This window comes from Microcoleus sp. FACHB-68, assembly GCF_014695715.1.
Taxonomy (GTDB): domain Bacteria; phylum Cyanobacteriota; class Cyanobacteriia; order Cyanobacteriales; family Oscillatoriaceae; genus FACHB-68.
This window is the reverse complement of record NZ_JACJOT010000008.1, coordinates 538,006-562,725: the sequence shown is the minus strand read 5'-3', so window position 1 is coordinate 562,725 and position 24,720 is coordinate 538,006. Positions and strand designations below refer to the sequence as shown.

The 24,720-nt window shown below is 47.5% G+C and carries 21 protein-coding genes; 7 read left to right on the top strand and 14 right to left on the bottom strand.

Features of this window, described 5'->3' with window-relative positions:
- From H6F73_RS11305 to H6F73_RS11275, 7 genes are all read right to left on the bottom strand, one after another.
- The gene (locus tag H6F73_RS11305) at positions 1-492 is read right to left on the bottom strand and encodes a DUF4870 domain-containing protein (protein ID WP_190758854.1); all 492 of its coding nucleotides are present in this window, start codon (positions 490-492) and stop codon (positions 1-3) included.
- On the bottom strand, positions 492-1,499 hold the full coding sequence (gene gshB / locus H6F73_RS11300) for a glutathione synthase (RefSeq protein ID WP_190758853.1): 1,008 nt from the start codon (positions 1,497-1,499) through the stop codon (positions 492-494). Before gshB ends, H6F73_RS11305 begins: the two co-directional genes overlap by 1 nt.
- 140 nt (positions 1,500-1,639) lie before the next feature.
- A complete protein-coding gene (grxC, locus tag H6F73_RS11295) occupies positions 1,640-1,894 on the bottom strand; it encodes a glutaredoxin 3 (RefSeq protein ID WP_147686809.1) in 255 nt (84 codons plus the stop codon).
- Positions 1,895-2,101: 207 nt separating this feature from the next.
- Positions 2,102-2,902 (bottom strand): cistern family PEP-CTERM protein, encoded by an 801-nt coding sequence (locus H6F73_RS11290; protein ID WP_190758852.1) that lies wholly within the window; start codon positions 2,900-2,902, stop codon positions 2,102-2,104.
- A gap of 240 nt (positions 2,903-3,142) precedes the next feature.
- Positions 3,143-4,924, bottom strand: a complete 1,782-nt coding sequence (gene hflX, locus H6F73_RS11285) for a GTPase HflX (RefSeq protein ID WP_347239519.1) — start codon at positions 4,922-4,924, stop codon at positions 3,143-3,145.
- 241 nt (positions 4,925-5,165) lie between these two features.
- Positions 5,166-5,735 (bottom strand): Uma2 family endonuclease, encoded by a 570-nt coding sequence (locus H6F73_RS11280; protein ID WP_190758851.1) that lies wholly within the window; start codon positions 5,733-5,735, stop codon positions 5,166-5,168.
- Between the two features lie 209 nt (positions 5,736-5,944).
- Complete coding sequence (locus tag H6F73_RS11275) at positions 5,945-7,723, bottom strand: iron uptake porin (protein ID WP_190758850.1); 1,779 nt, start codon at positions 7,721-7,723, stop codon at positions 5,945-5,947.
- Positions 7,724-8,193: 470 nt separating this feature from the next.
- Between H6F73_RS11275 and H6F73_RS11270 the strand changes: the two genes are divergently transcribed.
- Together H6F73_RS11270 and H6F73_RS11265 are read left to right on the top strand one after the other, a co-directional pair.
- Positions 8,194-9,528, top strand: coding sequence for an amino acid permease (locus tag H6F73_RS11270; protein WP_190758849.1), 1,335 nt, complete (start codon positions 8,194-8,196; stop codon positions 9,526-9,528).
- Positions 9,529-9,561: 33 nt separating this feature from the next.
- A complete protein-coding gene (locus H6F73_RS11265; RefSeq protein WP_190758848.1) occupies positions 9,562-10,851 on the top strand; it encodes a hypothetical protein in 1,290 nt (429 codons plus the stop codon).
- Between the two features lie 95 nt (positions 10,852-10,946).
- Here the strand turns inward: H6F73_RS11265 and H6F73_RS11260 are convergent, their stop codons facing one another.
- From H6F73_RS11260 to rpaB, 5 genes are all read right to left on the bottom strand, one after another.
- The gene (locus tag H6F73_RS11260) at positions 10,947-12,035 is read right to left on the bottom strand and encodes an acyl-CoA desaturase (protein WP_190758847.1); all 1,089 of its coding nucleotides are present in this window, start codon (positions 12,033-12,035) and stop codon (positions 10,947-10,949) included.
- Positions 12,036-12,252: 217 nt separating this feature from the next.
- Positions 12,253-12,654 carry a hypothetical protein gene (locus tag H6F73_RS11255; protein WP_190758846.1) on the bottom strand — a complete coding sequence of 134 codons (402 nt, stop codon included), beginning with the start codon at positions 12,652-12,654 and terminating at the stop codon, positions 12,253-12,255.
- 207 nt (positions 12,655-12,861) lie between these two features.
- A complete protein-coding gene (locus tag H6F73_RS11250; RefSeq protein WP_190758845.1) occupies positions 12,862-13,377 on the bottom strand; it encodes a DUF456 family protein in 516 nt (171 codons plus the stop codon).
- Positions 13,378-13,438: 61 nt separating this feature from the next.
- On the bottom strand, positions 13,439-14,089 hold the full coding sequence (locus H6F73_RS11245) for a cofactor assembly of complex C subunit B (protein ID WP_190758844.1): 651 nt from the start codon (positions 14,087-14,089) through the stop codon (positions 13,439-13,441).
- Between the two features lie 115 nt (positions 14,090-14,204).
- The gene (rpaB, locus tag H6F73_RS11240) at positions 14,205-14,933 is read right to left on the bottom strand and encodes a response regulator transcription factor RpaB (RefSeq protein ID WP_190667770.1); all 729 of its coding nucleotides are present in this window, start codon (positions 14,931-14,933) and stop codon (positions 14,205-14,207) included.
- 169 nt (positions 14,934-15,102) lie between these two features.
- On the opposite strand from rpaB, the gene radA reads away from it, so the two are divergent.
- Positions 15,103-16,698 (top strand): DNA repair protein RadA, encoded by a 1,596-nt coding sequence (gene radA / locus H6F73_RS11235; RefSeq protein WP_190758843.1) that lies wholly within the window; start codon positions 15,103-15,105, stop codon positions 16,696-16,698.
- Positions 16,699-16,777: 79 nt separating this feature from the next.
- Here radA and H6F73_RS27265 read toward each other — a convergent pair whose 3' ends face one another.
- Positions 16,778-19,531: an amino acid adenylation domain-containing protein gene (locus tag H6F73_RS27265; RefSeq protein ID WP_190758842.1), complete on the bottom strand. Its 2,754-nt coding sequence runs from the start codon at positions 19,529-19,531 to the stop codon at positions 16,778-16,780.
- An 805-nt stretch (positions 19,532-20,336) separates the two neighbouring features.
- A complete protein-coding gene (locus tag H6F73_RS11225; RefSeq protein WP_190758841.1) occupies positions 20,337-21,083 on the bottom strand; it encodes a creatininase family protein in 747 nt (248 codons plus the stop codon).
- A 95-nt stretch (positions 21,084-21,178) separates the two neighbouring features.
- Between H6F73_RS11225 and H6F73_RS11220 the strand changes: the two genes are divergently transcribed.
- From H6F73_RS11220 to pstC, 4 genes are all read left to right on the top strand, one after another.
- Positions 21,179-21,508: a metalloregulator ArsR/SmtB family transcription factor gene (locus H6F73_RS11220; protein WP_190758840.1), complete on the top strand. Its 330-nt coding sequence runs from the start codon at positions 21,179-21,181 to the stop codon at positions 21,506-21,508.
- Positions 21,509-21,624: 116 nt separating this feature from the next.
- Positions 21,625-22,053: a substrate-binding domain-containing protein gene (locus H6F73_RS11215; protein ID WP_190758839.1), complete on the top strand. Its 429-nt coding sequence runs from the start codon at positions 21,625-21,627 to the stop codon at positions 22,051-22,053.
- Between the two features lie 293 nt (positions 22,054-22,346).
- Positions 22,347-23,465, top strand: coding sequence for a phosphate ABC transporter substrate-binding protein PstS (gene pstS, locus H6F73_RS11210; RefSeq protein ID WP_190758838.1), 1,119 nt, complete (start codon positions 22,347-22,349; stop codon positions 23,463-23,465).
- A 290-nt stretch (positions 23,466-23,755) separates the two neighbouring features.
- On the top strand, positions 23,756-24,718 hold the full coding sequence (gene pstC / locus H6F73_RS11205; RefSeq protein ID WP_190758837.1) for a phosphate ABC transporter permease subunit PstC: 963 nt from the start codon (positions 23,756-23,758) through the stop codon (positions 24,716-24,718).
- Positions 24,719-24,720 lie beyond the last annotated feature (2 nt).

The following is a 24,720-nucleotide window of genomic DNA, read 5'->3' as shown; positions in this document are numbered from 1 at the left end:
TTACCTCAACAACCGAATGGTGTAGGGATAACGGTAAAACTCGCTTTTTTTCGCTTTAAAGGACGCAAAAAGTGTCAAAAACAAATGCCCCAGCCAAACAAGCAAGCCCATCAACCCTCCTAGAATTGCCAGTCCTACTCCTGCAATGATTAGCCCTAAACCCACAAACGCTAAAGTCGCATTGGAATTGGTGCTAAATCCCAGCCAACAACTCCCCACCCCCAGCAACAATACAACGCCAATAACGAGACTGTAGAGGAGCATGGTAATTTGAAAGTTTAAAGATTCCTTGCCGTGGGTATCAATCGACGGGTGTTGTTTTTTCTTTAGTAGCCAAATAATTAGTGGCCCTAAAATGTTGAGAAAAATTAGGGGAATGGGAAGGCCAATCAGCAAGATTGGAAAAAGTGATAAAGGTATCCACAAAAGGGAAGAAAGATGGCAGAGCATTGCCCATGTTCGGGCCGGTTCATTTTTGTTTTCTTCCGCCATCACCGGCTCTCCTGGAAATTTCCTTTTTGTTGGCTTTTCAGGGTGGCGCTAGCTTCTTCTACCCATTCAATCACTTGATGTCCCAGGCGAACGTCATCTAGCCGATCAATTTCTCGAACGCCGGTTGGGCTGGTGACATTCACTTCGGTTAAGTAACCGCCGATAACATCAATGCCAACAAATATTAACCCATCTTCGCGCAATTTAGGCGCGAGATAAGCGCACATCTGATGTTCTCGTTCGGTAATTTCAGTTTTAGCTACTCTGCCACCCACAGCCATGTTGCCGCGAAATTCGCTGCCGGTGGGAATCCGATTTACAGCACCAATGGGATTGCCATTGAGCAAAACAATTCGTTTGTCTCCCTCCTTGGCTGCCGGCAGATAGGTTTGAACCATGACGGGAGTTTTACTGTTTTGGGTGCTAATTTCAATCAGAGAATTGAAATTAGGATCGTTCGGTTGTAAAAATAAAATTCCTTCGCCGGCTTTCCCTCCCAAAGGTTTAAGCACCGCCGATCCTTTGCGGTCTAAAAATTCTCGAATGACCGATTTATCTTGGCTAACAATTGTTTCCGGAATTGCTTCTGTAAATTGCAGAGCATACATTTTTTCGTTAGCTGCCCGTAACCCTTTGGGAGAATTAATCACCAGGGTTTTAGTCGGGTCAATGTAATCCAAAATGTAAGTAGCGTAGAGGTAAGGAACGTTCACCGGGGGATCGGTACGCATGAAGACTGCATCCATTTCCTCAAGCGGCTGTAAGGCACGCTCTCCGAGCTCGTACCAGTCGGGTGCTTTTATCCATCCAGCCTCGCCCAACTCTACGGGTGTCAGCTTCACCTGTTCGAGGATGGCATAAGCTTTGCCACCCACAACGCTTAAATGATTGGCTTGTGTCACCCAAACTTCGTGTCCCAACGCTTGAGCTGCCTCCATGAGTGCCACGCTGGTATCGTGACCGGGATCGAGCTGTTTGAGCGGGTCTATGATAAAGGCAAGTTTCACGCCTAGTTTCCTCTGAATCGTGCATGAGCGCGTGCAGCGTTCCCTAGTTTATTACACCCGCAGACACGAAAGAGCGATCCCCAAGCAGAGATCGCTCTTGTTAACTTGTTTAAGAAGCCTTTTGACTGGGCAGAAGGCTGTTAGAGGAGTTCATCGAGCTTGCCTTGGGAGTTCAGCGCATGAATATCGTCGCAACCGCCGATGTGCCGGTCATTGATGAAAATTTGCGGCACAGAACGCCGGCCATTGGCGCGTTGGGCCATTGCATCCCGCGCGTCTTCATCCCCATCGATGCTGTATTCTATAAACTCAACGTTTTTCTTTCTCAGCAAGTCCTTAGCGCGGATGCAGAAAGGGCAGGTTCTCCAGGTATAAATTTCTACTTTAGGAGTCATCGTATCCTCATCGTTTAAGTTTTATTTTTTCAATTGTAAACGGTCGCTGCCCCTGGTGATTAACCTCGATCTAACCCAAGTTTAACCTATAGTTAAAGAGTGCCGGTGTTGCATCGGGAAAAGCCTTAGAGATAAAAAACAAAACCCCCTGTTTGAGGTTAGAGGGGGCAAAGTTGTTTTTTAAATAGAACAAGTTTTGGCTGACAGTTACGATGTGACGGGTTGTTTTTTGCGCCAGGAGTTGAGCATCGCCAGTCCTGTCAGTAAGAGTGCAGTGAGTGTACCGGGTTCAGGGATGGTTTTTTTATCCGAAGACTGAACGTATATAAATTTACCTGTCCCGCCGGCATCCACATAACCTTCGCCGTTAATGCTTTGATAGCTTATCCCAAAGTTATTTAGAGCAAACTTGCTAACAGAACCCTCGAAAGCCAAGGTGGTTGTAAAACTGCCTTTCTGGGCAAGCCGGGTGTTGGGATCGTTGTCAACACCGCCGTTGCTTTTCTCCTCGCAGTTGTTGCCGCCGGTAAAGCAGACATCTATCGGGCCAAACTCATTGGAAAAGCTGCCGGTGTGATCGTTTGCAAATAGTCCTGTGGAATGGGTGTTGCCACTGCCGCCGGCACTTCCAACACCAAGTAAGTCAAGTTGATTGCCCTCTAAATCCGTTACATTGAAGCCCAAGGCAGAAGTTCTGGACAAGATGCCATTGCTAGAAGTATTTTCGAGGGTAATTTCAAAGCTCGCCTCGGTTTTATCGCCAGTATTTGTGATGCCTAGAAATGTCCAAACTGCTTCTGAGGAAAGGCCGGCAACAGTCTGGTTGTTGACATTACCATCAAAGGTCGTTTTGAAAGTGCTACCGATAACATCTTTGCTAGCATCAATTTCAATACGACCTGCATTGAGCGTAATAGCTGAAGCCGGCGCAGCTATCGCCATCGCTGAAATTCCGGTTGTAGCGAGAACAACGGCACCAATGGCGAGTTTTAAAGGTGGCCTAAACATCTTTCTACGCGGTTGATTACCGGACTATTTTGAGACGGGACAATATCTGGCCAAATGCTTTGTAACCTTTGAGAGCAGTTTATAACTTAGTCCCAGATATTGCCCCGTCAGCGTATCATAAGTAAGATTACTTAGTTGCAATGATAGCAAATGTAACTGGGCTGATACACATTATTGTGGTCTACAGCAGTCTCAGTAATCCTACTTAAGGGTGATTTTCAGCCGGTCTCGTCAATAAATTTACTCAGGTGCAACCGCGTAGTGAATGAGTTGGGCAAGTCGTTGCCGCAGAGTTTCTAAGCCCAGAGCATTGGCTGCTGAGATGAACACAGCCTGGGGAAATTCCTCATGGGCTAGGGCCAAAGTATCTCCATCAACGCGATCAATCTTATTAAATGCAACCAGTGCCGGCCCTGGTGTTACGGGCATTTCAGCCAAAATCGCCATCACAGAGCGAATCTGACTGTGCCAAGCCGGATGGGATAAATCCACTAAATGCAGCAAAGCGTCAGCTTCGGTGACTTCCTCCAAAGTGGCGCGGAAGGCATCTACCAGGGCGGGGGGCAGTTCGTGGATAAAACCGACTGTATCCGTTATCACAATGGATCGCGGTTCGCTGGTGACAGCATCGGGAATCACTAGGCGGCGAGTGGTGGGGTCAAGGGTGGCAAATAGCTGGTCAGCGGTATAAACTGCCGCATTCGTTAGCACATTGAGCAGCGTAGATTTACCGGCATTGGTGTAACCCACAATCGCCACCGAGGGCACGTCTTCGTGCTGCCGGCGGTTTCTCAACCGGGATCGATGGGCTTGCAACTGGTTCACTTCCTGTTGCAGTCGGGCAATGCGGCGCTGAATTGACCGGCGTTCGGTTTCAAGTTTCGTTTCACCTGGCCCTCTGGTGCCGATACCACCGCCCAAACGGGACATGGCTTGACCTCTGCCGGTGAGGCGGGGCAACATATATTCCAACTGGGCCAATTCGACTTGCAATTTACCTGCGCCGGTGCCGGCACGTTGAGCAAAAATATCTAAAATAACTTCTGTGCGATCAACAACGCGAATGCCGATTTGAATTTCCAAGTTTCTCACTTGTGCCGGCGAGAGTTCGCGATCAAACACGATTAGGTTAGCCCCAACTGTTTGTGCAGCCAAGGCAATTTCTTGAACTTTACCTTCACCTACTACAGTTTGTGGATGGGGGCGGGGACGCTTCTGCTGAACGGTTTGCAGCACTTGGCCGCCGGCGGTATCCACTAACCGCGCTAGTTCCGCCAACCCATCTTGAAACCGCTGAGGCGTACTGTCGCCGGTGATCACACCCACCAGCAGCACCCGATCATGATCGGCGTCTACCTGTTGGGCAACAAATTCTCGCTCAAACTCTGCTTCGAGTCCTTCTACCAAGTCGAGAAAGTCTTGGTTAGCCAAAACATCAAGACTCATCGGCGGCGACACGAAGGTGCTGAGGGCTGAGTGTTCACCGGGAAGATTCTCTTTCTCCCCGTCTCCTCCTCTTCCCTTCTCCCCCTCTTCCTGAGTCACCAGATGCGCCAAGTAGGTTTCTTTCACATAGCCGGTGGCACCCCCACCCCGACGTTCAAAACCTGCGCCGGTGAGGGTGAGGAGTACCAATGCGTCCAGCCGTTGAATGGCCATTGCGGTGAGGGCCGATTCGTCTGGTGCAGCCGGCTTTAATTGGGTGGCAATGCAGCGGATGCCACTAAGACGACCGGCACCATAACGGGGTAATTCCAGTGGCGGGATTTGGGTTTGGCGAGGTGTACCAACGCCAACTCGAATCAGCTGTCCGCGCCGGTTGATGTAGGCAGACACCGGCTGACCAATTTCTGTACTGATGGCAGCGACTCGCTGAGCAAATTCGGCTGTTGTGATGAAGTTGGCCGGTAGCCGTTGATGGTAAAGCTTTTGTAGCTGTTTAAGCTGGCTGGATTTTAGACCTTGCAGGTTGCCGTAGATGGTTTCGATAGGCGCTTTTGACCAGGGAATCTGGCCCCTCACTTCAGTAGTTTTATTGCTATCTTATCGCGGCGGAGCCTGTAAATTTACGCTTGTGGCCTTGACCGGCTTTCTGTTCCACAGAAAATTTTTAAAACTTTACGAATCTTTACATCAATGCCCTTCTGGGTTCGGCAAGACTTTCGGGCCGGTGGGGGTGTTCCTGACATTTTGCCAGCAGGGAAACTGGATTTTTCAGGAGCTATCAATTAGGTGATATAAATAAAAAATTATCTAGGATTAATTAAGCGAGCAATTCAATCACTGCTACATTAAATCCCTGTAAAATAGTTTGAGTGCTTACCGATTCATCAGCATTAAATAAAAGCCAGCGCTGTTCTGTGTGAATCATAATTAGTTGAGCTTCAGGAAACAGCAACCAAACTTCCAAACAACCAGATTCTAAATATTCTTTGGCTTTAGCAAATAACTCTTCAGCACTGTCATCGGGAGACGCAATTTCAGCAATGAGGGGAAAACTTTGGGGAAGGACAGTAAAATTGCTGCCTAACTGCTGTAAAACTTCAGGAGTGATGTAAGCAACATCAGGACGACGAGCTTGCTTGCGAGTGCGACAAAGTGTTTCTGTATAAACTTCGCCCCCCTCTCCATTGGAGATCATATAATTTCCCCAATAACGAGCCAGCTTAGCTTGAGCTGCGCCATGCTTAGATGTCATACCTGTTTTCTCCACCAGTTTGCCGTCAACCCACTCCATTCTCTCAGGAGGATGAATCAAAAATTCTTCTAAGGAAATCGATCCTTTTTCGGTTGATTCTGTCGGAGTTTCTAACAAAATTTGAGTTTCTAGCATGGCGTTCGTCTCATCTTTTCCGCAGGTGGCTTTATTATGACTGACTCTTGCTTTTGGATGAATGAGCCGGCTTGATAAAACAAAGTTTCAACCACAGACCTGTGAATCTGATAAGTTGTCTCATCTCCAATTTATAACTCACATCCCCAGTATTTTTATCTGCCGGCTCACTCATCCAAACCTCAACAATTCAAAAGGATTGTAGGAGCTTAAAAAGTAAAGGTTGTCCGGATCGTACCGATCACAATATCTTCATTATCATTGTTGTGGTCGGGTGCGGTGAGCCAGACAACGCCGGGGGTAATCAAGATGTTATCTGTCACCTGATACTGATACAAAGCCTCTATGTGCAGGGACGTGTCCTTATCTGTGCCAAATACATCAGGCAGTCCGGGGACAGCAGCACTCACGCTAGAATTGCGAACCATCGGCTCTACACCCACGATGATAGCGGCCAAATTCCCTTCTTTACCCAAATCGGGGAAGGCAAAGTTAATATTGGCGTTCCAAATTTCCATATCACCGCGATCAATTTGTCCGCCAAGTGTGGAGAGAACAGTTTTGTTGACGTAGCCAACCCAACCCCCCACGACAAACCGCTTGCTGAGTTGCCAAGAAGCTTCAACCCCTAAGGCATTGCTGATAATTGGCAGATCCAAATCTGCTTCATTCCCCAAAACGGTTCGCAAATTAGCGCGGTTACTACCGGCACCCATTTCGTTGTTGTAGGAATTTAGGTAGGTTAAGCCAATGTTAAGTCTTTCGCTGGGTTTGATCAGCAATTGAGCCATCGCACCGTAAGCGCCATTGAAAAATCCAAAACCCGGATCAGGATCGAAGCCGTCAGCAGCCATATAACCGAGGTTCAGTTCTAAGTTATCGCTGAACTCATACCTTGCCCCAACACCGGCACCCCCGATCATGTAATAAATCGGATGGCGGGTGGCAAAGCGAGACAGTGCGCCAAATGCGCCGTCACCATCAAGGTATTGGTTGACGGTACTAGCAAAGTCATCTGCAGCACCGGCATTGGCGGCAATGGTGACTTCCAAGCGTTCGCCCAAGGGAAATGTGTACAGCAGGGCGTCTACATTAAAAAGATTGCCGTCGCTTTCACCGTAAGCATCGGTTGCGAAAAACAGATCCCCTTCCGGTGCTGGTGTGGAATTGAGGGATAAGGCATCCAAGTTGCCGGTTTGCAGTCGGGTTCTGAGCAAATCTTCGCCGGTGAAGCTGGTTTCTAAGTTAAAGCGAGTTCGGTGTCCGAAGTGGGGGACACTGCTAGAACCTTGCCCGATAGCGTCAACGGCGGCAAAGACGATTTCCCCGTCGAGTTTGGTGGTGGTGGAAAATTGATTGGCTTCGAGTTCATCCGCACGCGCTTCTAAGGCATCAACCCGACCCCGCAAGGTGGCGAGTTCGGCTTGAAATTCCTCTAGCAGCCGATTGAGGAGTGCTAAGTCTTCTTTGCTAACAAAGTCTCCTCCTGGCTGAATAAGCTGGGTAATTGCCTCTAAGCAGGCATTTAAACCGGCAGCGAATTCATATCGCGTGATGGCACGGTTTCCCCGGAATGTGCCATCTGGATATCCTGCGATACAGCCATATCGCTCAACCAAATTTTGTAAGGCTTGAAATGCCCAGTCTGTGGGTTGAACGTCGGATAGCTGAGAAACTGAGGTTACTTGCTCCATAACGCTGCCTTCAGCGTTGGGCTGGTTAATCTGTTCTAAATCGCTGACGTTGCCGGTGGGGTTGTCTTCTGGGCTAAATTGGTCAATCTGCTCTAAATCGTTCGGGCTTTGCCTCACCGGCATCTGAACCAGGAGGTTACGGTTAACCGGCTCACTGAGCGTTATGTCTTTTTTGTCTGCCGATTCCACAGATGCTGGGGCTTCTGCTGCCACTGTCGCGCCGGCATAAACCGCGAGTAATGCCAGTACCATACTCGGTATTGATTGTAAAGATTTGCACAAAATTTTTGCCATTTTTATTGTTTATCCTCACACCCTTTAAATTGCCAAAATTTAGTTGTACAAGACTCTCATGCGGAAATATTAGTTGAGAGTCAACGCGTTTTGAGAGTTGATTTGTGCCGATCTGAGCTATACCATTGTGGGGTTTATTTTGACGAGAATGAGAACGATTGTCAACGATTTGACAAAATTCTCAATGAGTAGGAGAGAAGCGCCAGTTAAAGCCGGACACAGCGGTTTGCCAATTCAGAGGTAAAGACGTGCCGGTGTGACAAATCCTTAGAATAAGCCAGCGACAGTGTTTCAGAGTGCCGGTCTAGACAGGTAACGAAATCTGAGTTTTAATAGGTGAGTTTGCAGGCTGACAGGTAAGCTCAGTCCAAGAAAAACCATCCGGGCTAGAACATCTAGAGATTGGATTAGATACAGTCCCCCCCTCGCTGGGGATCTCAATTGAAGGCCAACAAAATCCTGAAAACCGCGTGAATTCAAACCAGCAACAAGACAAACGGCTCATCAGCCTGTTTACAGCTATCTCGATTGTGGTAGCTAATATGATCGGAACGGGCGTTTTTACAAGTTTGGGCTTCCAAGCAGCAGAAATAAAGTCCGGTTTCGCCTTGCTGTGCTTGTGGGTAGTCGGTGGAATCTTCGCCCTTTGTGGTGCACTTTCTTACAGCGAACTGGGAGCAGCGATGCCCAGATCGGGTGGTGAATTTCACTATCTATCCAAGATTTATCATCCAGCAATTGGCTTTCTTTCAGGTTGGGTTTCTGTTACAGTCGGTTTTGCCGCACCCATCGCCGCAGCAGCGATGGCATTGGGGCAGTATTTATCAAAAGTTTCCCCAATATTTAATCCCCTGTTAGTTGCGTCCTTAACTGTCATTGGTGTTTCCATCGTTCATACGAGTGATCGTAAACTTGGCAGTTACTTCCAGAATGTTTTCACGGTTTTAAAAGTTTTACTGATTGTCTTTTTGGTTGTTAGCGGATTGTTTATCGCACAACCTCAAGATATCAATTTCTTGCCGGCTCCGGGAGATATGAATGTGATATTAAGTTCTCCCTTTGCGATTTCCCTTGTGTTTGTCATGTATTCCTATTCTGGTTGGAATGCGTCTACTTACATTGCCAGTGAGGTAGCAGAACCGGAAAAAAATGTACCGCGATCTTTAATCGCAGGAACTTTAATCGTTCTCGTCTTGTACCTGCTGATCAACTTTACGTTTTTGTATACTGCGCCCATTGATGAGCTAGCGGGACAACTGGAAGTTGGATATATATCCGCTACGCGGATCTTTGGGGTTTCCGGCGGTAAGATTATGAGCTTGCTGATCTCGTTTGGGCTGATTTCTTCGATTAGCTCAATGATTTGGGCCGGTCCGAGAGTTACTCAAGTCATCGGAGAGGATATTCCGTTTTTTAAAGTGCTAGCCAGCAAAAATAAAAATGGGGTTCCTTATTACGCGATTCTCTTGCAACTGGCAATTGTCTTGGTGCTGGTGATTACTTCTTCGTTTGAGACAGTTTTAACCTATTTGGGATTTACCCTCACCTTGTCTTCATTTATCACTGTTCTGGGTGTGTTTGTTCACCGGCTAAGGTATCCCGATGCGCCCCGGCCTTACAAAACATGGGGATATCCCGTAACGCCGCTGATCTTTCTAGGAATCAGTGCTTGGATGTTGATCTATATTTTACTCGACAAACCTCAGGAATCGCTGGCAGGATTGATGACGATTTTTGTGGGTTTGCTGGTTTACTTCTTTGTGTCAAAAAACAAGCGGCTGGTGTCTTCAGGATCTAAAAACTAGGTAATTCTTTAATTCTTTGTTGAGCGAACTTCCATGAATCGAAAGCACTTACTGTACGTCCTGAGCGCAACAATGACGCTCCAATTTTTTGTATCTGCTTGTGGCAACTCCGTTGGAGAAAATAGCAAGTCCAATCAGCCGAATGGCAGTCAAAATGCTGAGAAGCAAGTAGCTTCTACTGCCGTCATCAATACGAATCAGAAAAGTGAGGGTGAGAATTCTAAAAATGGGGTTGTCACTGACATTCCTGTAGATAAAGCAAAAGCGGAAAAGTTCACAGATACGGCTAAATTTCTTGCCGGCATAAAGGTGGATGCCGGCAGTCCCCTGGCATCTGTGCAACAAAGTAAAGCATGGAACGATCACGCCTACTATTTTGACAGCGCATGGCAAAGACTGGACGCTCAACAACTGTCTAAAATCAGAAAATGGTCTAGTAATGAGCTAACATCTCTCAACCAATCTTCAGAGCCAATATTTTATCCATTCAGTGGGCCTGATTTCTTATATGCCTATTCTTTCTTCCCGAAAGGAAGTGATTACGTTTTAGCGGGATTAGAGCCGGTGGGAGATATCCCTGAAATTGAGAAAATCCCCCCGGAACAGATGGATAGAAAATTGCAGGAAATCACCACCTCGCTAAATGCCATCCTGCAATTAAGCTTTTTCCGCACCAATGATATGAAGGTAGATTTGGCGGAAAAAGGTGTTTTACCTGTCCTGTTTGTCTTTCTAGCACGAACAAATAATAAGATTCTGGATGTGCAGCACATTACGCTGCAAAAGGACGCTAAGATTCAAGCATTTGAGAACGCACAAAAGGCTCGTGAGGATAAAAACTTAATTCCTGGGATTAAAATTTCATTTCTACCCCAAGGAGAATCGAAGCCGCGAACCCTCTACTATTTCTCCATCGATTTATCCAACGCTGCTTTACAAAAAACACCGGAATTCAATACGTTTGTCAAACAGTTTCCCGAACCGATCACTTACCTGAAAGCTGCCTCTTATTTGATGCACCGGGAAGATTTTTCTAACATTCGGGATTTGATTTTGTCAGAAAGCAGCAATTTGTTGCAGGATGATTCTGGAATGCCGGTTAAATATGTCGACAGTTCTCAGTGGAACTTGAAGTTTTACGGCAACTACACACAACCCATCGATCTGTTCAGCACTCGGTATCAGGGAGATTTAAGGGATATCTATAAGAGTGATAGCAGCATCAAACCCCTAGATTTTGGCATTGGCTACAAGTATCAAGTTAATGAGTCTAATTTAATGCTAGCTACGTCCAAGAAGGAACAGCCGGCACCGAAGCCCTAGGATTTTCTTACAGAAATCAGCAGAGGTTAATAAAAAGAAAGAGTGAAGAGAGAAAACCTGATCCTCTCCTCACTCTTTACTTTTTTGTGCAAAGCTTAGCTATTTCCTAAAGCTTTTACCAAACGATAGTTTGAAACGATAGCTTCTGCAAACGTTTCGTTCACTCGATATTCAACCTCAAACTCATCGCAAACTTCTTTCACAATTTTGGAGAGTTTGGGGTAATGAATATGGCAGATATGGGGGAAAAGATGATGAATGACTTGATAGTTTAAACCGCCAAGATACCAGTTTAAAAAATGATTTTTTGGCGCAAAATCAACGGTCGTTCTAACTTGACAAATCGCCCATTCGTCATCAACATTGCTGGTTTCTGGGTCGGGAGTGATAAACTCGGCGTTGTCCACCACATGAGCCACTCGGAAAACCAGCGCGACTATAAAACTAAAGATCACTGTAGTAATTACAAACCCCACAATAATCTGTAATGGAGTGTAACCCAGCCATAAAGGCAAACCTATGACATAAGCCAACCAAAATACCTTAAAGGCAAAAAAGGTAATAACATCTGCAGGTTTTGGTGTGGGGATCTCGTGGTTGTAATATTTGCGTTTGAGTAACAGGACATTGATATCCTCAACAAACCAGTGAGTCTGCAAAAATCCATATAACAACCAAGTGTAAATATGTTGGTAACGATAAAACCATCGGGACTCTTGATCGGGAGACAAACGCACCAAACCCTCACCGTTTATATCAAAATCATGCTCAGCTATGTTGGTATAAGTATGGTGAAGTTTATTATGGCTGTATCGCCATAAATAGCTAGAGGCTCCTAAGACATCTAAAGCGAAACCAAATAGACTATTGACCCATTTGCGAGAGGAATAACTGCCATGATTGGCATCATGTCCGACATTGAAGGCAAAGGCAACCATCCCCAAAGCTAGAACCACACAGCCGAGAATTTTTACCAACCCAGATGATGGCACGAAGAGAATAAATAGCCACGCCGAAAGCACCCAAGCGCAAATAATTGCGGTTTTCAGGTACATGGCCAAATTATCTCGTTGAGAAATATTTTCTGTTTCAAAATAAGCTTCAACTCGTCGGTTGAGTTCTTTTCTGAAACCAATGCTTTTAGAAAACGTGATTTTGGGAACAGCGAGCTTGGACAGAGTCATGTCATCCGTTAGATAGGAACCGACGTATTATAACGTTTTGACGACAACCTTAGCCGTGCCCAAGTTAACTTACCCGGCTAGCTCTCATTTCAAAACTAAGTGGGCATTTGTGCTAATATCAAAATATTAATAATAGCTATAGATCGGTATAGAAATTGTTATGAGTAGCTGTTAGATATCATTTTTGGGCCGCAGTTCTTTCAATTTAAGCATTTATTTAATTTTTTGTATGGAAGAGTGCGAGCGCTTTATCGAAAATAGCGTCACCGGCACGGGTTTTTAGAATTGCTTGCGCTAATTTAATAAAATCAATGTCTGGATTGCTGTCACTTTTAATAACTTTACTCGCCGAATAGTAGGTGATATCATCAACCACTAACTCATTTGTTGAGCCGGTTTGCAGACATGATTGCTTTTGATTCCACGAAAGAGTTTTCCCTCGAAGCGTAAACTGAAACCAAACAACATCATTACCTAGAAGATCAAGAAACATATCAAAATAAGGTTCTTCTCCTTGATACCAAATTCGGATAATAAAACCTTTGCTTTTCGGTTTTAATAGCTTCTGATCGATGCGGTGCAATGAAGCTCCTAACGCTACAATTTCATCTTGATTCATGGTGGCCCCCACTGTGTGATCCAGAACCCATCTGATTTGTTAATGCTGGGTTAGCCGGCTAGAAGTTTGAACGACGAGTTTTTATAATACGAAAACAGGAGACAGCGAACTAAACAAATTAGAACAAACGTGCCGGCATAACTTAATGAATGGTAATCGCATTTCAAAGTTAAAAACTAGGTGCCGGCACGCCTGTCAATTGTGTTTCTACGCCCCAGCAATTTGCGACCAAGTGGAAACCACAAAAACCACCACTGTTGCAATTGCCAGGACTCCTTGAATCAAATTTCCAATAAGTGAACCCACCAAAATTCCAACAGCGGCTTTAATGGCTAAGTTTAAGTCTCGCTGGTAGAGATATTCACCAATAATCGCACCTAATAGCGGACCCAGCAAAATGCCCAGCAACGGGCCACCCAACGGGAGTGCCGGCAGCAAGCCTAAAAACCCCAAAACTAAGCCGACAACGGCACCAATCTGCCCCCACTTGCTCGCGCCGGCTTGTTTTGCCCCCCAGTAAGTCGCCAGAAAATCAACGCCAATACTGACCAGCAAAACCACGATTGCCACTCCCAAGGGCCATGCTAAGCCGGCGAAGCCCTGAACGACGCCCCAAACAACAATTGCCCCTAAAATTAAACTCACCCCCGGAATGCCGGGAACCACTGCCCCCACCACACCCACGAGCATCACTAAAATAAGCAGCCCATAGAGAATTGTCATCGAATTTTAAATCTCCACTGGTGCAACATCATTATTTAAGCCAAACGCTGTGTTCGCTTCTTCACGCTTCAAGATACCGGCTCAGGGTATCGTCTAGTTTATTGGCAATTCCCTCAATCCAGTTTTCATCTTGTTTCGTATAACTGCGAGGGGCATTTGCGCCCAACACCATGACGCCTCGATTTCCCACCGGCTGACAGATCACACCCTGAGTATTTTCTGGCAAATAGTCAAACTCGATGCGCCCTGGATAAAGCTTGAGCGCCACTAAATAAACCGGCTGTTGTTTATCTAAAACCCGCTGCAAAATCGCTCCCGGTTTCACTTGTGAATTTGCGCCCAAAACGCCCCGCCGCAGCAGCACACGCCCCTGATACCAAACAACCAGCGAGCGCGTTACTGTGTTCGTGAGCAGTTGACGAGACGCCCAGGCGAGTTCAGTTTTCACCGGCTCTGGCAAATCGGGTGCCAGTTCAAAGCCTTCTTCGCCCACCAGCTCAACCACCTCCGGCGAGCGCGGCTGCACCTGCTGCCATAGCAACCCTGTCAAAATTAACAACGCACTTAACAGCACCCCCAAGGCATCTGAGCGAGCTTGTGACTCGGTTAACTGCGGTGTCAGAAAGCGGTTGAGCAGCAGCAGCACACCCGCCAGCCCACCCGCAACGAGAGGCAACTGGCGTAGCACTTGATTTTGATCAGGTTTAGCCATGCTTTTTGTTCTGTGTCATTTGTCCTCTGTCCTTTACAACTGACAAAGCCAGCTTGACAAAATTTTGATTTTGTGGTATTGTTTCAGCCCTGACAACTGACAACGGAGTGTGAAATCACTCTTCCCCAGGTTCAACGATCCTTTGGAATAAATAGCCGGTGCCGCGTGCTGTGAGAATCAGCTCTGGATTACTGGGGTCATCTTCTAACTTTGCTCTCAGACGCGAGATGTGAACATCCACCACCCGCGTATCCACATGACGCTCTGGGGTGTAGCCCCACACTTCCTGCAAAATCTCCGAGCGAGAGAACGGCTCACCCGACCGGCTGACCAACAGTTCCAGTAAACTGAACTCCATGCCGGTGAGACGAATGCGCTCATCTCCCTTGTAGACTTGCCGCTTGTTCGTGTCAATTCGCAAGCTGCTGACATGAATGACTCCAGAACTGGGAATCCCTGATGCGCCGGTTTTGTCTACGCGACGCAACACTGAGCGAATACGAGCTTCTAGTTCTTTTGGAGAGAACGGCTTGACTACATAATCATCAGCCCCCAACTCCAGGCCGGTGATCCGATCCGCCACATCTCCCAAGGCTGTTAGCATGATGATGGGCACATCTGATTCTTTTCGCAACTCTTGACAGACACCGTAGCCATCGAGCTTCGGCATCATCACATCCAGAACGACCAGATCGGGAATCGCGCTGCGAAAAGTCTCCAGGGCTTCTTCTCCGTCAGCCGCTGTTACCACGTCATAGCCAATCATGGAAAGGCGCGTTTCCAAAATCCGACGGATACTGGCTTCGTCATCAACTACCAGTATCTTTTCCTTATGGTTTTCCAAGCTACCCAACGCTCCTTAAGTGTGATTTCTAAGGATTAATTTTTACTACTCTATCATTAGAATTGTCTCACATTCCGTAGTCTTAAGAGGGCTGGAATTCTTGTCTATCTTAGATTTCAGGCTTTTTTAAGATTTATATCAATATTCAGGGTTTTTAACAACTAAAGGAATGCCGAAGCCTCGAACCCAGTACATTTGTAACGAATGCGGTGCAGAGTTCCCGCAATACTTTGGTAAATGTCCAGCCTGCGAGAGCTGGAACGCTTTGGTTGAGCAGGTAACAACCTCGGTGCCGGCTAATCCTTATCGCCCCAGCTTAAACGGCAGTACCTGGATGAAGGAAAACGGGCAAGCGCCAGATAAACAAGCCGGTCAACCCAGATCCTCCTTCAAGCTCTCTCAAATTGCCGACACTAGCCTAACTCGCTCTCCCTCTGGCTTTGGGGAATTAGATCGGGTGTTGGGAGGTGGCATCGTCCCTGGTTCTCTGGTACTGATCGGCGGAGAACCAGGAATTGGGAAATCAACCCTGTTGCTGCAAGTGGCCAATCAACTGTCCTACAATTCTCGCGTCCTCTATATTTCTGGGGAAGAGTCGGGACAGCAGGTGAAATTGCGAGCGCAACGCCTGCAGGCTTACGCGCCGGCAGATGATGATCCCGATGTTGCTCCCGAAGCCGACGAGAGGGGAAACGAAAATGATGCCGGTAAACTCGTCCCTCATTCCCATTTTGATCCAAGTTTCTACCTGCTGCCAGAAACCAATTTGGAAGAAATCCTCAGGGAACTCGAATCGCTCAAACCCAATTTGGCAGTGATTGATAGTATCCAAACGATTTACTTTCCCTCACTCACTTCAGCGCCGGGATCAGTGGCGCAGGTGCGTGAATGCACAAACGCGCTGATGCAGGTGGCGAAGCGGGAGAATATCACCTTGTTTATTGTTGGACACGTAACCAAAGAAGGCGGAATTGCCGGTCCCAGAGTTTTAGAACACCTTGTCGATACCGTGCTTTTCTTTGAAGGCGATCGCTTTGCCTCTCACCGGCTCTTACGCTCAATGAAAAACCGCTTTGGCGCGACCCACGAAATCGGCGTCTTTGAAATGGTTGCCAACGGGTTGCGGGAAATCGAGAACCCATCAGAGCTATTCTTAGGCAGCCGGGATGACTTGATCTCCGGTAGTTCTACCGTCGTGGCGTGTGAGGGAACGCGACCGATTGTGGTGGAAGTGCAAGCTTTGGTTAGTCCTGCCAGCTTTGGTTCGCCGCGCCGATCCACTACCGGCGTTGATAGCAACCGGCTGGTGCAAATTCTGGCTGTGCTGGAAAAACGGGTAGGGGTTCCCTTATCTAAGTTAGATACCTATGTCGCCACAGTCGGCGGGATCGGTGTACATGAGCCGGCTGCTGACTTAGGCGTTGCCATCGCAGTGGTTGCATCTTTCCGGGATCGCGTCGTTGATCCGCACACCGTGATCATTGGGGAAGTCGGCTTAGGGGGCCAAGTTCGCCCGGTTTCTCAGTTGGAATTGCGGCTGCGGGAGGCGGCAAAACTTGGTTTCAAACGGGCGATTGTTCCGAAGGGACAAATGACGCCTGATTTGGGATTAGATATTGTGCCGGTTGCTAAGGTACTCGATGCGATTTTGGAGGCAATTCCCGGTCAACCTTCTCAGTCTTCTATGCCGGCAGATTCCTATGCGGATGAGGAAGACGAGGAGGATGATGTATTTGGAGAAGAGGATGACGAGCCGGTGTTCTAGATAGCAAAATCGGGTGCATGAGTCATGCACCCGACATTGCCGGCATCGAAATGACACCGGCTGCATTCTATTCTGGAATTTAAGACCTGATGATCTCAACCGGCTGTGCAACTTCTGTTGGCTGTGTGCTCTTTAAAGACTCCTTCAATTTGTCAGCCAAAACTTTTACGTGAGGCTCTTTAAGTATGCCAAGGTGATCGCCTCCAATTTCGTGCACTTCTAGCCCATCAGCAGCCAGGGAACCCCACAATTGAGGGTCAGTGTAATATTTCTCAAATGCCGTGCGATCCATCGCCCGGAATAAAACCAGCTTGCCGGCATAGGGTTCGGGGGAGTATTTTTCAATCGCCCGTTCTCGAACGGCAATACGCACATCAGGGGCAATTGATTCTTCGGGTTGGCTTAATTCTGGCTGAGCGTTGCCCTTGTTTGACTTGCCAGAAAGTTTGCCGCCAATGCGAACAAGCTTACCCTTACTGGACTTGAGCTTGCGGCCAACTTTTTCTAAAACGTAGGAAAATCCCTCTTGGCCAAGCTTCTCTACATGAAGAGAAAGCCGCTTTTGGAAGGTCATTTCCGGCGTCTCGCCTGGAAATCGGGTATCAAACAAGGCCACAAGTTCCACTCGCTCACCGGCTGCGCGTAGCTGCTGCCCCATCTCGAAGGCAACTAAGCCGCCAAAGGATTCACCGGCTAGATAATAGGGACCCGTCGGCTGAAGGGTTCGGATTTCTTTGAGGTAGTGGCTAGCTACGTCCTCGACACTGGTTAAAGAAGACGTTTGCGCGTCCAGTTTGCCGGCTTTGAGCAGCTCAATTTCAGCGTCTAGATAGACCCCGTAAACCGGCCAGTCGGCATCGAAATGGCGAGCCAAATCGCGGTAAAGTAACATTCCGTAAATACAGAATAAAGGCGGCTTGCCAGTCGCGCGATTCAGCGGCACCAAGGATTGTGCCGGCATCGCCCCACCTTCTGATTCGATAATTCTAGCCAGCTTTTCAATCGTCGGGGCTTGCAGCAGCGTCGCCAAGGGAAGACTTTTGCCGCAGATATTCTCGATTTCTGAGAGCAAGCGTACGGCGACTAAGGAGTGCCCCCCCAAATCGAAGAAGTTGTCTTTAACGCTGATCGGCTTGACTTCTAACACTCTTTCCCAAACTTCTTTGAGCAGGCGTTCTAAGCCGTTGCGAGGAAACACGACGTTTCTTTCGCTGCCGGCGCGGGAAGAATAGAGAGCCGGCAATGCGCGGCGATCTAGTTTGCCGTTGGGCGTCAGTGGTAGTGCCTTGAGCACCACGAAGCTAGAAGGCACCATGAAGTCTGGTAACTTGTCAGTTAAAAATCTGCGGAGTTCAGCGCTAAACTCGCTTTCGTCGCTGTGATTTGAGGGTGAGTGGGCAACGATATAAGCGACTAGACGCTTATCACCGGGTACATCCTCTCTCGCTGTCACCGCAGTTTCTTTAATCGCGGGGTGCTGTTCGAGTAATGATTCGATTTCCCCGATCTCAACGCGCATCCCCCGGATTTTTACCTGAAAGTCAGTCCGCCCAACAAGTTCTATGGCCCCATCCGGCAACCAACGAGCCAGATCGCCGGTTTTGAAGAGTTTGGACGAGGACTGTGATGGGCTTGAGGGTCTGCCGGCAAAGGTATTTGAGATAAACTTTTCAGCATTGAGTTCGGGCCGGTTGAGATAGCCGCGAGTCAGGCAAGCACCGGCTATATGCAGCTCACCGATCTCCCCAACTGCGACGCCCTGCCCCTTGGCATTGAGTATGTAAGCTTGGTTATGAGGGTAAGGATAGCCTACAGGTACATATCCTTGTTCCCGGTCAAAGTGTTCTGGGATGGGATAAGCGCAGGTGCCAATGGTTTCTGTTTGACCGTAAATGTTGAAAATGCGGGGCTGATTTTTTAATTTGCCACGTATTTTTTGCAACAGTTGACACGGCGTTATTTCCCCAGAAAGCAGAATCATCCGTAATTTAGATGACATCAGTGCCTCGGCGCGGACTGGATCTAGCCCTTCGACTGCTTGTAGTCCATAACGCCAAACTGAAGGGACTGTGTCTGAGACGGTGACACCTTGTTTCTGGATCAGCTCGAAAAGGCTGAGGGGATTTTTTATTTGTTCGCGGGTGGCGATGATACTGGTCGCGCCTTGCGACAGGGGCAGCATTAACTGCCGAACGGATGAGGAAAAGGAGAAAGATGCCGTGTGGAGATAGACATCTTGTGCGTTGACTTCTAAGACTTTGGCAATCGCCTGAATATAGTACCAGACATTTGCGTGGGTAATTTGCACGCCTTTTGGCTTGCCGGTGGAGCCAGACGTATACATGACATAGGCGAGGTTTTCCGGTTTTACCTCTATGGCTGGCTGCTGATCGCTATGTAGGGCAATAGTTTCCCAGTCTGTGTCTAAGCAGAGCAGCTGTGTTGCTTGCTGCGGGATTGCTTTCACCAGATGGCTCTGAGTCAGCAGTAGGGGCAGTTGAGTTTCTTGCAGAATAAAACTTAGGCGTTCTTGTGGATAGGCGGGATCTAGGGGAACATAAGCGCCACCGGCCTTAAGAATGCCCAAAATTCCAATCACCATTTCCAGTGAACGTTCCGCGCAAATTCCGACTCGCACTTCTGGTTCAATGCCGCAGGTTTTGAGATAATTTGCAAGCTGGTTCGCTTTTGCATTGAGTTCTCGGTAAGTTAGCTGCCGCTCTTCACACCTCACCGCGATCGCATCGGGAGTAAGTTCGGCCTGAACCTCAAAGATTTGAGCCACTCCCGTAACTTTTAAACGTTCTATTGTAGCTGTTGAGTTGTAATTCACCGTCTATCCTCAGCTTAAACTTTTAACCGCACAATGACTTTTGTCTAAAACTATTCGTTTCTTTCTTTATTGCTAACAATCGCTTGAATGATTCGTTTTTTAGGTTTGATCTCACCTCTTTCTATTTGACTAAGTCCTCAATCACTCAATTTTGGGCAAAAAAAACGTGCTTAACATGATGCTGTGATAAATTACACAGCTGACTGCATCGGCACCTAGCCGATTCTAAGCGATCGTTTTCACTATTCTACCTGAATTTATTAATTTTATTGCTTGCTTATTGCAACCTTGCTCTATAACCTAAGCTTCTCTGAAAAAGTATCCAAACACCTGCCTCTGGAACTTTTACAATGAATTTGAGTCTGCTTAGTGCCGGCCAATATCAAGCAATCAAAATTCAGGTTGTATCATTGGTAACAAAACATATAGAGGCGTTTTCTTCTTGAGTTGGTGGTGTAGAAAATGAGTGAATTATTACTTACAATTCTATTAATCATTATAGTCTTGATATCCGTATCTATCTCTAGATATATTTATCTAATGCTCGCTTGGCAAAAAAGCAAGCGAGCGCAACCATTAGCACCTTAGTCAGCTCTGGGGTGCAACTCTATCAACCTAGCTCTGCTGGTTATTTCAGCGTGCGGTTAATCAACGATGACAGAGAACAAGGGTAACAACACACACAGGAATTATAGGGTTTTCCAGTTTTCTAGAATTTTGACATCACGCTATAAAGTCTCTCAAATTGATGCCGCTATCAGGCTTGGTAATTTTTTAAAGTTGGCAATTTGGCAGGTTGAATTTCTTATTCTGCTGTAAGAAACTCCAAATAGGAATTACTCAATTCTTTGACCGCCAGCTCATAAAATTGCTTGCCATGTTCAGGCGTTGCCAAAGCAGGATTTGAACCCATTCGACCGTCAGGGTAGCGCCGGCGAAAGTCAGCAGCCCCATAAATTGCATGACCACCGGCTACCTCTGCTGAAAGCGGTGCTTGTTTAATCGCCTCTGGATAGACATACTGAGTCAGCGCGACCTCGCTGGGTGTCGCATGGGAACCTTCTTGGTCGCCATATAACTCCTTGGCAAGTTTATAAACTGATCCGCACATGAACCAGTTGCCAACTTGACACCGCACCCGATCTGCATTAGTAATATTTAACTCTGCCAAGATTGCATAAGTTTCGGAGAAACCGGCCTTGAGCGTAGCGATGTTGCCACCGTGGCCATTAATAAAGAAAAACTTGGTAAATCCGGCTTTGGCTAAGCCGGCAACATAATCACGAACCAACAAAATCATCGTGCTAGGACGCAGGCTAATCGTGCCAGGAAAGCCGGTGTGGTGTAGTGCCATGCCGACATTAATTGTTGGGCCAACTAGGGCATTGCAGGCTTCTCCAACCCCCCGTGAAATCGCTTCGGCACAAATGGCATCGGTGCCGATCAAGCCGGTTGGGCCATGTTGTTCCGTCGAACCGATGGGAAGGATGATGCCGGTGGATGTTTCGAGGTAAGCCTCAACTTCTGGCCAGGTACTTAAGTGCAGCAGCATTGGGATTTAGAGTAAGCGTACAGGTTTGATCCTAGCGAGGTTAACGGTACCCCTGCTAGGGACGTTTAGAATGAAGTTAAAGTTCAAAAAAATTGATGGGACAACCTTCGACCACAACATCGGCTGAAATGATTGCCGGTTTTCACGCCCTATCTGACCCGATCCGGCTGCAAGTTTTGGATCTGCTGCGCGATCGCGAGTTATGCGTGTGCGATCTCTGCGAACAGTTGGAAGTGAGTCAGTCTAAGCTGTCTTTTCACCTGAAAACGCTCAAAGAAGCGGCGCTGGTTCGCGCCCGTCAGGAAGGACGCTGGATTTACTACAGTCTTAATTTGCCTCAATTTGTAGTGCTTGAGCAATATTTGGCCGAATACCGGCGCTTTAGTGCAATTCTGCCGGTGCGCCGATGCCAGGACGCCTCTTAATTCATTAACTTTCTTAATATTCTTCCTGCCTCATCCCAGCTAACTTTGGCTTGTTAAATCAAATTTATTTGAAATGATAGAGGAGTTCCCTCAGTCTTGTCATTCGGATTAAGCCAATGAAAACAACAACGAAACAGGTTGCTTTTGGGCTGTGTCTTTTCGTGCTAACGAGCGGTGCCGGTGTGACGCTCAACGCCTGTAGTCGTGCTAGGTCGCAGCCATTATCAATTTTAATTGATGGATCTAGCACCGTGTTTCCGATTACGCAGGCGGTAGCAAAAGAGTTTCAACAAAGGCAAACAGAGGACGTTGCGATCAACGTGGACTTCACCGGCACCGGCGGTGGGTTGAGAAAATTTTGTGCCGGTGAAACCGATATCAGCAACGCCTCTCGCCCCATCCAACCCAAAGAGATGGAAGCTTGCAGAAACGCTGGTGTACCTTATATAGAATTACCCATTGCATTTGATGCCCTGACTTTTGATGGAAAAGCTCAGTTCAACTTGACACTGGGCGAGTTATTACGCAAACAGGAAAAGTTTTAGTTCTCTAACCGGCACATCGGACATTGAGAGAGTGCGTTAATATCAAGGTTAGGAATTTTAGCACGCTAGGGATCATTGCAGAAGCGATACTTAATCAGTTGCAAATGTCAATCCCCGCCGGTAAATAATCTCAAGGGAGTCTGGAAAGCCTTTTAGGGAAGGCAAGACGGCTTAGCAGTTTACTTGGATTTAACCGGAAGTTAATAGAATTTTAACTCAATTATTGACTTTGATGTTTACAGTTAACCCGTACGCTTGGGAGAATTCACCTGTAAGTGTGTTCAGGGAATAATATGTTGTCTCAACTTCGCTCAACTCGCAGTGCGTTTGTCGCCTCGGCGATCGCACTTTCATTTAGCTTAGCTGCTTGTAGCGGCACAAATTCTAATAACGCGGGTAACACCGGCAGCACAACATCTGGATCGAACGCATCTCCAGCCGCAACAACGGCAGCTGGGGGTGAGAATGTCAGACTTAATGGAGCGGGTGCTTCGTTTCCAGCACCGTTGTATGAAGTTTGGTTTAATGAGTACAACAAAGCAAATCCCAACGTCCAAGTTAGCTACCAATCTGTTGGTAGTGGAGCTGGGGTGAACCAGTTTACCGAAGGAACGGTAGACTTTGGGGCCAGCGACACCGCCATGAAGGACGATGAAATCACGAAAGCCCAAAAAGGCGTTCTCATGGTGCCGATGACAGCCGGCAGTATCGTGCTCGCTTACAATGTTCCGGGCGTTGAGAATCTCAAACTCCCGCGCCAAGTTTATAGCGATATTCTCCTCGGCAAAATCACGAATTGGAACGACCCTGCGATCGCGGCAGCCAATCCGGATGCAAAACTGCCAGACAAAGCGATCAGCGTGATTTACCGTTCAGACGGTAGCGGCACCACCGGCGTGTTCACCAAACACCTGAGTGCGATTAGCGCCGATTGGAAGGCCGGCCCAGGTGAAGGGAAAACCGTGCAGTGGCCGGTTGGCAGCGGTGCAAAGGGTAACGAAGGCGTCACAGAACTGCTGAAGCAGACTGAAGGTGCCATCGGTTATGTTGAATACGGCTACGCCAAAAACAACGGCTTGAGTATGGCATCGTTGGAAAACAAAGCCGGTCAGTTCGTTGAACCGACTCCCGAAGCATCCTCCAAAACCCTTGCTGCGGTTCAACTTCCCGAAAATTTCCGCGCGTTCATTGCTGACCCGGAAGGAAATGAATCCTATCCCATCGTCACCTATACTTGGTTGTTGGTGCCCAAGGAGTTCAGCGATCCAGCCAAAGCCAAAGCAATGGAGGATGTGATTAAATGGGGGCTGACTGACGGACAGAAGTTCAGCTCAGACCTCGGCTATATCCCCCTGCCAAAAGAAGTTGTTGACAAAGTTCAACCGGCAGTTGAGGCCATTAGCCCTTCCTAGGTTTGTGCCGGCTAAGACAATTTCCTGCCTGTAGTCCAGGCTAAGTGTCAAAAAGCCAAAGGTAAAAGCTCAGGGTCTTTTACCTTTTGACTTTTTGTTTTTGGCTGCTTACCAGTAAAATATATAAGCGGCTAAGCATTTAACTGCATCAATAAATATTTCAGTTTTTTATCATCAGTCATTGGGTTAATACAAATAATTGATGATTGCTGAGCAAGCTGTAAATACCTAAACAATTTTGTTTTTTAGCTGAACGGCCATTTTCAGCTTTTTCTGTAAAAAGGTTAATTATGAGCAGTCATTCGCAAAGCAGCGGGAAAAATCGTTCGCTCAATTTTGGAGAAACCCTTGAGCTGTGGATGAATAAAATCTTTGTCCCGCTCACCCTATTTTGCGCCCTCTCCATTGTGGGAATTTTGCTGTGGATCACCTTCTTAGTAGGGATGCAAGCGCTGCCGGCAATTGAAAAGTTTGGCTTGGGGTTTCTTTTTTCTACAAGCTGGGACCCTGTGCGTGATCAGTTTGGGGCACTGCCTCAGCTCTACGGCACTCTCATCAGTGCAGTCATCGCCCTATTTTTTGCGATCCCCGTAGGATTGGGAGTCGCGCTATTTCTGAGCGAGGACTTCTTGCCGCCCAAGGTTCAAGTAGCCTTAGCTTTCTTGGTAGAACTCTTAGCAGCCATTCCCAGCGTTGTGTATGGGCTTTGGGGGCTGTTTGTGATCGTTCCTATTTTTAAAGAGGTCGGTCGTTGGCTCTACGAAGCTTTTCCCTGGATACCGATTTTTAATGAGCCTCCGAGCGCTACAGGTTTAGGAATGCTGCCGGCAGGGGTGGTTTTGGCAATTATGGTTTTACCGACAATTGCTGTCATCTCCCGCGATTCGTTAATTTCCCTGCCACCGGATCTGCGACAAGCGTCAATGGGTTTGGGCGCAACTCGTTGGGAAACGATTATTAAAATCCTCGTCCCGGCAGCCTTTTCTGGAATTGTAGGGGCAGTCATGCTGGCATTAGGCCGCGCTTTGGGCGAGACAATGGCGGTAACGATGCTCATCGGAAATGCCAACAATATCAATGTTTCGATTTTAAAGCCGGCGAATACCGTTGCCTCGCTGCTGGCGAATCAATTCGCAGAGGCGAGTGGTTTGCAAGTCTCTGCACTGATGTATGCATCCTTAATGCTGTTTGCGCTGACGCTATTAGTCAATATCCTGGCTGAAATTCTAGTGCGGCGGGTTCAGCGAATCTAAAA

Bases quoted from the DNA above. Each gene is read 5' to 3' on its own strand.
- H6F73_RS11305 (WP_190758854.1), bottom strand. From the start codon at position 492: ATGGCGGAAGAAAACAAAAATGAACCGGCCCGAACATGGGCAATGCTC.
- grxC (WP_147686809.1), bottom strand. From the start codon at position 1,894: ATGACTCCTAAAGTAGAAATTTATACCTGGAGAACCTGCCCTTTCTGC.
- H6F73_RS11290 (WP_190758852.1), bottom strand. From the start codon at position 2,902: ATGTTTAGGCCACCTTTAAAACTCGCCATTGGTGCCGTTGTTCTCGCT.
- H6F73_RS11280 (WP_190758851.1), bottom strand. From the start codon at position 5,735: ATGCTAGAAACTCAAATTTTGTTAGAAACTCCGACAGAATCAACCGAA.
- H6F73_RS11275 (WP_190758850.1), bottom strand. From the start codon at position 7,723: ATGGCAAAAATTTTGTGCAAATCTTTACAATCAATACCGAGTATGGTA.
- H6F73_RS11265 (WP_190758848.1), top strand. From the start codon at position 9,562: ATGAATCGAAAGCACTTACTGTACGTCCTGAGCGCAACAATGACGCTC.
- H6F73_RS11260 (WP_190758847.1), bottom strand. From the start codon at position 12,035: ATGACTCTGTCCAAGCTCGCTGTTCCCAAAATCACGTTTTCTAAAAGC.
- H6F73_RS11255 (WP_190758846.1), bottom strand. From the start codon at position 12,654: ATGAATCAAGATGAAATTGTAGCGTTAGGAGCTTCATTGCACCGCATC.
- H6F73_RS11250 (WP_190758845.1), bottom strand. From the start codon at position 13,377: ATGACAATTCTCTATGGGCTGCTTATTTTAGTGATGCTCGTGGGTGTG.
- H6F73_RS11245 (WP_190758844.1), bottom strand. From the start codon at position 14,089: ATGGCTAAACCTGATCAAAATCAAGTGCTACGCCAGTTGCCTCTCGTT.
- radA (WP_190758843.1), top strand. From the start codon at position 15,103: ATGCCGAAGCCTCGAACCCAGTACATTTGTAACGAATGCGGTGCAGAG.
- H6F73_RS11225 (WP_190758841.1), bottom strand. From the start codon at position 21,083: ATGCTGCTGCACTTAAGTACCTGGCCAGAAGTTGAGGCTTACCTCGAA.
- H6F73_RS11220 (WP_190758840.1), top strand. From the start codon at position 21,179: ATGGGACAACCTTCGACCACAACATCGGCTGAAATGATTGCCGGTTTT.
- H6F73_RS11215 (WP_190758839.1), top strand. From the start codon at position 21,625: ATGAAAACAACAACGAAACAGGTTGCTTTTGGGCTGTGTCTTTTCGTG.
- pstS (WP_190758838.1), top strand. From the start codon at position 22,347: ATGTTGTCTCAACTTCGCTCAACTCGCAGTGCGTTTGTCGCCTCGGCG.
- pstC (WP_190758837.1), top strand. From the start codon at position 23,756: ATGAGCAGTCATTCGCAAAGCAGCGGGAAAAATCGTTCGCTCAATTTT.